Consider the following 5,960-nt stretch of genomic DNA (forward strand, 5'->3'; position numbering starts at 1 on the left):
GATGTTCTGTGCAACAACTAAGGGTGCTAAAGCTAGTGCAAATATTTATAGTATTATTGAAACTTGCAAAGTAAATAAGATTAATCCTTATGATTATTTAAAATATTTGCTGAATCATATTCATGATTATTCTGATCCAAAAGAGTTAGTAAATTTACTTCCATATAATATTGATAAAAAAATATCATCAAATTAAATTTTTTTTAGAATTATCAAAAAACTTAAGAAACCCAAAGAAAGGCGGATAATACTTGTCAAGATGGGGATATTTTAGCGTTTACATTAGGAGAATTTAAGTAAAAATTTGGTGAGAGAATTAAATAAATTTATGCTTATATATATATGCATTAATAAATTATTTAGTAAATTTTAAAAAAACTATTTGAATTTATGAAGAATTATATATAATCTTCCGTACTTAGAGGCCCCTTCGTCTAATGGTTTAGGACTCCACCCTTTCACGGTGGCAATACGGGTTCGAATCCCGTAGGGGTCGCCATTAAATCAAAGCTATCCTCATTAGCCCAGATAGCTCAGTCGGTAGAGCAAAGGACTGAAAATCCTTGTGTCGGTGGTTCGATTCCGCCTCTGGGCACCATCCTAAACAGTGCTGTAAATAGAAAGCAGGAATAGAAATATATTAGTAGCAAAGTAAATTTTAGATAATATAAATATTGCATGTTTTATATTTTACTTGTAATTGTGACCAAAATAAGTCAAGTTTTTGTAATTTAAATTCTTGATAAACATAGTATATTTGAGGAGTATTTTGCTCTATTTATATTTATAATAACTTAGCAATTTACTTTCCGCATCTTCTCTGATATTTCTCACATCCTGCATGGGTTTGTAGTCATTCGTTGCCTCATATTACTTTTCTTATGATAACGAATCAAGTTTGTGGAGTTAAACAATTAAAAGATTAAAAATTCAAATGCTTTTTTGAGTTTGCAACAGTGCTATATTATGGCTACTATACTATAGTATTATGAGCTTAAGTATTCAAAATATTAAGTTAATATTAAATGACTAAATCAGATAAACTCTACTTTGCATTAGGATGTATATTTTGTACTACCGTTGTTACTGGTAATTTAATATTTCAAAAATTTATTTCTATAAACATTCCTTTTATTATCACTTTAGATATATCTGTAGGTGTACTACTTTACCCTGTAACTTTCCTAATTTCCGATCTCTTAACTGAATTTTATGGTAAACAAAAAGCTAAATTCGTCATTCAAATTACTGTTTTAACTAGTCTTATTGTTATGCTGCTTCTGTTTATTAGTATAAAACTACCAGCTGTTAGTTGGTCACCTTTATCCGACCCAGAGTTTAAAAAAACTTTTAATGTTTATGGTTTGGGTTCTTTAGCTTCTATTATTGCAATTTATATTGGTCAATTAACTGACATTATTATTTTTTCTTGGTTAAAATCTCTCACACATAGTAAACATCTATGGTTAAGAAATAATGTTAGTACTATTATTGCACAATTTATTGATACCTCTACTGTCTTAATCATTTTGTGTTTTTTTAATATTATAGACTGGCAATATTTCTATAGTGTTTTTATTAGTAGCTTAATTTTTAAGATTATTGCAGCGCTACTCGATACTCCTTTTTGTTACCTAGGTCACTATTTAATCCATAAGCTTATAAATAAGAAATAATTATTAAAAATTTAACTTTTAACTTTATACCTTTGATATTGCCTCTATCTTTGCTGCAAGATAAAAATCACTTTTAGCTAAACCATTGATTTTATGTGTCCATATCTCAATTTTACAACTACCCCAAGATATATGTAAATCTGGATGATGATCTTCTTTTTCTGAAATTTCAGCAATTTTATTAGCAAACTCCATGGATTCTATAAAATTTTGAAACTTATATACCTTATTTAGGTGCTCTTCTGCATTTACCTTCCAACCATTGCCTAGATTATTTAAATACTTATCTACTTCTTTTTTTTCCATTGGCGGTATACCTCCTGAACATGGTATGCACTTTTTTGAAGCTAATTTCATTTGCTTATTACAATACTATTATTTCTTCATTTTATTCCTTAACATATTAAAATTCTACCTTTATCTAGTAGGTAGTTTAATATTCCTCATCAATTTCTTTAGCCAATAATTTAAAAAATCAAGTCTTTTTCATCAATAAATCTTTTAATCTTTACTCACTAGATTCTTCTATCTAAAACTTACTCACTCCTCAGTATATTTTTATCTTTCCATTATTACACTGAGTAGATTGCATTGAATACAAAATATTTATTAAAAACAAGTAAGATATTATTTTTATAATGTTTTCTATACTTATTTCTATGAAGTTGTATAAAAACTTCGTTTATTATGATAATTTTGAGATTAAGAAATGCATTTTACAGCCCGCAAAATTTACTCAGTTTTTTTAGTTGCTGTGATTCCTTTATGTTCCACAAAATGTGTTAACTATTCTCTCGTCACCTTTCACAGGGATATAGTATTTCTCATATTCTTTTTTTTCAATAACAGGACTTCTTATAGCTTCTAGAAATTCTTTCAATATTCTATAATCTTGGTTATGCACCGATTCTTTAATGATATTTGCAACAATATGGTTTCTAGGAATTAAAATTGGATTAACTTTATTCATGTTACTTGTAATCTTCTTAAAATCTATTTTTTGTTCTAATAATCTTTGCATCCATTTTTTATGCCAATAATACTCGGTATTATTTTTCCCCTTGTCACCAGTCCATTGAAATAATTTTTTACTTAGATTTCTAAATCCATTGGTAAAATCAACTTTATCTTTTTCTAAGATTTTCAAATAATCAATTACTAGCGTCCTATCTCTTTCTTTACTTGCAACACATGAAATACCTAATTTGTTTGCCATTTTTGTGTAATATACATCATCAAATATACTCAAAAATTGACTTAACTCTTCCTCTACTATCTTAATAGCTTTTTTGATATCACTATTAATGAAATGTAAAATAGTTTCAGCAAATTTTGTGATATTCCATAAAAGAATGTTCCTTTGATTACCAAAGCTATATCTACCATTTTTATCTATAAAACTAAAAACTTTATTGCTTTCGTATTCATCCATAAAAGCACAGGGGCCATAGTCTAGAGTTTGACCACAAATAGATATATTGTCTGTATTCATCACTCCGTGAATAAAGCCAATAGACATCCATGATGTAACTAATTCTATCTGTACTTTTATTACTGATCTTAACAAATGAAGATATTTATTACATTGATGATGATATTTAGGAAAATGTCTCTTTATTGTGTAGTCTGCTAAAATTTTCAGATTTTTTATATCACCTCGTGATGCAAAATATTCAAAAGTTCCAACTCTGATGTGACTTTTGGCAACTCTAGTTATAACACTTGCTGGCGTTAAATTATCTCTTTGAATCAACTCACTTGATTTAACTATTGCTAATGATCTTGTAGTAGGAATTTGTAAAAAATACATTGCTTCACTAACAATATATTCTCTAATAGCTGCATCTAACGGACATTTGCCATCTCCATTTCTAGAAAAGAAAGTTCTTCCTGAGCCTTTTAATTGTATATCAAATAAGTCATTATTTTTATCTTTGATTTCTCCTAGCAAAATTGCTCTACCATCCCCAAGTCTTGGTATAAAATAACCAAATTGATGACCTGCATAAGCAAGAGAGATAGGCTTACTGTTATATAATAATTTATTGCCAGCAAAAATATTGCTGAGGTCTGGTGAATTATAATCTATTCCTAAATTTAGTTCTCTTGCTAATTCTTGATTGAATATTAACAGTTCAGGATTTTTAATCTTATCAGGAATTTGTTTTTTATAAAATGCCTCGCCTAAGTTATAATATGAGTTAATAATTTTCATTAAATAAAATTTCTAGCTTTATATAATTTTATAAATACTCATGCATTGATAAAAAGAAAGTAAAAGACAATAATCATAGAGGGTTTTTTAGCAAAAACTGAAAAAGAGTTCAATTTTGATGATTAAAAACACAATTATCATTGCATCAGTCTAATTTATATATCTTGCATTATTTGATTTTATTATAACAGTATTTACAACTGCTTTATATAATAATTTCGACTTTTTCAACAGCATCAACCCTTTTTCTAGGCTATTATCTAAGTAACATAGGTGTTCCTAAAAAACTGTGCATTGATTAAGGATAAAATCTGATATTTTTTAATGCACTAGTAGTTAAACAATGTTAAATTATTAATAATAAATTGATAATTTGGGTAAATTATGAACGAATGCAAAACTAATACTTCTTACAACACTAATGAGCAAGCATCTCACAGTAAAAAAAGTAGTGCTTGTGATATGATTAGAAATATGGAAAAACTTGCAAATCATGCTTGGGAAGAATTATTTAAGGAAAAAGTAAAAAAATATTATGAAGAAATGATAGGGACTCAAATGGATGAAAATGCTAAAATAGTTGCTGAACAAGCGATATCTATCTGGAATAATAAAATGGCTGCTAGAGAGTCAAAAAAAGAATATGAGTATAAGTTGTTTGCTGCTATGAAAAAAAGTTCATCTTGATTATAAAAAATAAATTAAAAATAAATAAGAACCAAATTATTATGATTACAATTTATACTAAAAATAACTGCCCATATTGCATACGGGCTAAAGATTTGCTAAACAAAAGAAAGCTAGAATATAAAGAGATTAATATTAGTGAAAATCCTGAGTTATTGGAAGAGATGCTTGAGAAATCACAAGGAATGAAAACAATGCCACAGATATTTATTGATGAAAAGCATATAGGCGGTTGTGATGATTTATATAAGTATGATGAAGATGTTGGATTTGATATGAAGTAAGCGTCGCAAATTGAGAAGGGGGGGTAATGATACAAAAGCAAAATTAAAGCTCACCATAACTTAAAACTCAGCATAGTTTATAATCGTAATTTAATTTTTCTTAATTTGCCTCAATAATATTATTAATAAATTTAACTCTAGAATTCTCAGTTTGATCATCTGTAATTCGTTCTCTTTTTAGTGCGTTAACTGATATGAGATATTTGAAATGTTTTTTCTTGAAATCGGTTTCTGTGATTTAAAATTTATAACTAGTAATTGCTTATTGGTGAATTTTTAGATATAACATCTTCAAATCATTATATTAAAAAGCTTAGTATGTCAGCAAATTTAACGAAAACTATCAAATTGGATAGTGATGATTTTAGTAAGATAGAGATAAGTGTTTTAAAGAAGTGGAAAGAGGAAAACACTTTCCAAAATAGTTTAAAGGGTGATCGAGAATTCATTTTTTATGATGGTCCTCCTTTTGCTAATGGATTGCCACATTATGGTCATTTGCTTACAGGTTTTATCAAAGATTTATTTGCTAGATATCAAACTATGCGAGGAAAAAAAGTTGATAGACGCTTTGGTTGGGATTGTCACGGTCTTCCTGCAGAGATGTATACAGAAAAAAAACTAAAGATATCTGGAAAAGTAGCAATAGAAGAATATGGAATTGAAAAATTTAATAATTACTGCAAGGAATCAGTTTTAAAATATACTAATGACTGGCAAGAATATGTTACTAGACAAGCTCGCTGGGTTGATTTTGAAAATGATTATAAAACTATGGATATAAATTACATGGAAAGTGTAATTTGGGCATTTAAAGAGTTGCATAGTAAGGATTTGATATATCAATCTATGAGAGTGATGCCATATTCATGGGCATGTGAAACGCCTGTTTCAGATTTTGAAACAAGGATAGATAATTCTTATAGAGAGAAACATAGTAAAGCTGTAACTCTTGGTTTTAAGCTTTCAGAAGAAAATGAAATTATTGAAGGCTATAAAGAAATCCATCTTGCTATTTGGACTACAACTCCTTGGACTTTGCCATCTAATTTAGCAGTTGCTGTAGGTGAAAATATTGATTATGTAGCAGTTGAAAAA

7 protein-coding genes and 2 tRNA genes are annotated in these 5,960 nt (G+C 28.1%); 7 read left to right on the plus strand and 2 right to left on the minus strand.

Annotation, left to right across the window (positions count from 1 at the left end):
* The 4 genes from EIC27_RS05725 to EIC27_RS05740 form a co-directional block, all read left to right on the plus strand.
* Positions 1-196 (plus strand): transposase domain-containing protein (locus tag EIC27_RS05725; protein WP_126044202.1); only part of this gene is annotated, 196 nt, incomplete at its 5' end.
* Positions 197-423: 227 nt separating this feature from the next.
* Positions 424-499, plus strand: a tRNA-Glu gene (locus EIC27_RS05730).
* A gap of 23 nt (positions 500-522) precedes the next feature.
* Positions 523-598, plus strand: a tRNA-Phe gene (locus EIC27_RS05735).
* Between the two features lie 427 nt (positions 599-1,025).
* The gene (locus EIC27_RS05740) at positions 1,026-1,676 is read left to right on the plus strand and encodes a queuosine precursor transporter (RefSeq protein ID WP_126045133.1); all 651 of its coding nucleotides are present in this window, start codon (positions 1,026-1,028) and stop codon (positions 1,674-1,676) included.
* Between the two features lie 24 nt (positions 1,677-1,700).
* On the opposite strand, the gene EIC27_RS05745 is transcribed toward EIC27_RS05740, so the two are convergent.
* Both EIC27_RS05745 and EIC27_RS05750 read right to left on the minus strand, forming a co-directional pair.
* Positions 1,701-2,033, minus strand: coding sequence for a 4a-hydroxytetrahydrobiopterin dehydratase (locus EIC27_RS05745; protein ID WP_126045134.1), 333 nt, complete (start codon positions 2,031-2,033; stop codon positions 1,701-1,703).
* Between the two features lie 406 nt (positions 2,034-2,439).
* Complete coding sequence (locus EIC27_RS05750) at positions 2,440-3,891, minus strand: protein adenylyltransferase SelO (RefSeq protein ID WP_126045135.1); 1,452 nt, start codon at positions 3,889-3,891, stop codon at positions 2,440-2,442.
* Positions 3,892-4,275: 384 nt separating this feature from the next.
* Between EIC27_RS05750 and EIC27_RS05755 the strand changes: the two genes are divergently transcribed.
* From EIC27_RS05755 to EIC27_RS05765, 3 genes are all read left to right on the plus strand, one after another.
* Positions 4,276-4,578, plus strand: coding sequence for a hypothetical protein (locus EIC27_RS05755; RefSeq protein WP_126045136.1), 303 nt, complete (start codon positions 4,276-4,278; stop codon positions 4,576-4,578).
* Between the two features lie 41 nt (positions 4,579-4,619).
* Positions 4,620-4,862 carry a glutaredoxin 3 gene (gene grxC, locus EIC27_RS05760; protein ID WP_154511145.1) on the plus strand — a complete coding sequence of 81 codons (243 nt, stop codon included), beginning with the start codon at positions 4,620-4,622 and terminating at the stop codon, positions 4,860-4,862.
* Positions 4,863-5,180: 318 nt separating this feature from the next.
* Positions 5,181-5,960 (plus strand): class I tRNA ligase family protein (locus EIC27_RS05765; RefSeq protein ID WP_153183771.1); only part of this gene is annotated, 780 nt, incomplete at its 3' end.

The sequence above is a fragment of the Candidatus Aquarickettsia rohweri genome, assembly GCF_003953955.1.
Lineage (GTDB): Bacteria > Pseudomonadota > Alphaproteobacteria > Rickettsiales > Midichloriaceae > Aquirickettsia > Aquirickettsia rohweri.

Coding starts and splice junctions, on each gene's coding strand:
- grxC (WP_154511145.1), top strand. CDS start 4,620: ATGATTACAATTTATACTAAAAATAACTGCCCATATTGCATACGGGCT.
- EIC27_RS05745 (WP_126045134.1), bottom strand. CDS start 2,033: ATGAAATTAGCTTCAAAAAAGTGCATACCATGTTCAGGAGGTATACCG.
- EIC27_RS05755 (WP_126045136.1), top strand. CDS start 4,276: ATGAACGAATGCAAAACTAATACTTCTTACAACACTAATGAGCAAGCA.
- EIC27_RS05740 (WP_126045133.1), top strand. CDS start 1,026: ATGACTAAATCAGATAAACTCTACTTTGCATTAGGATGTATATTTTGT.
- EIC27_RS05750 (WP_126045135.1), bottom strand. CDS start 3,891: ATGAAAATTATTAACTCATATTATAACTTAGGCGAGGCATTTTATAAA.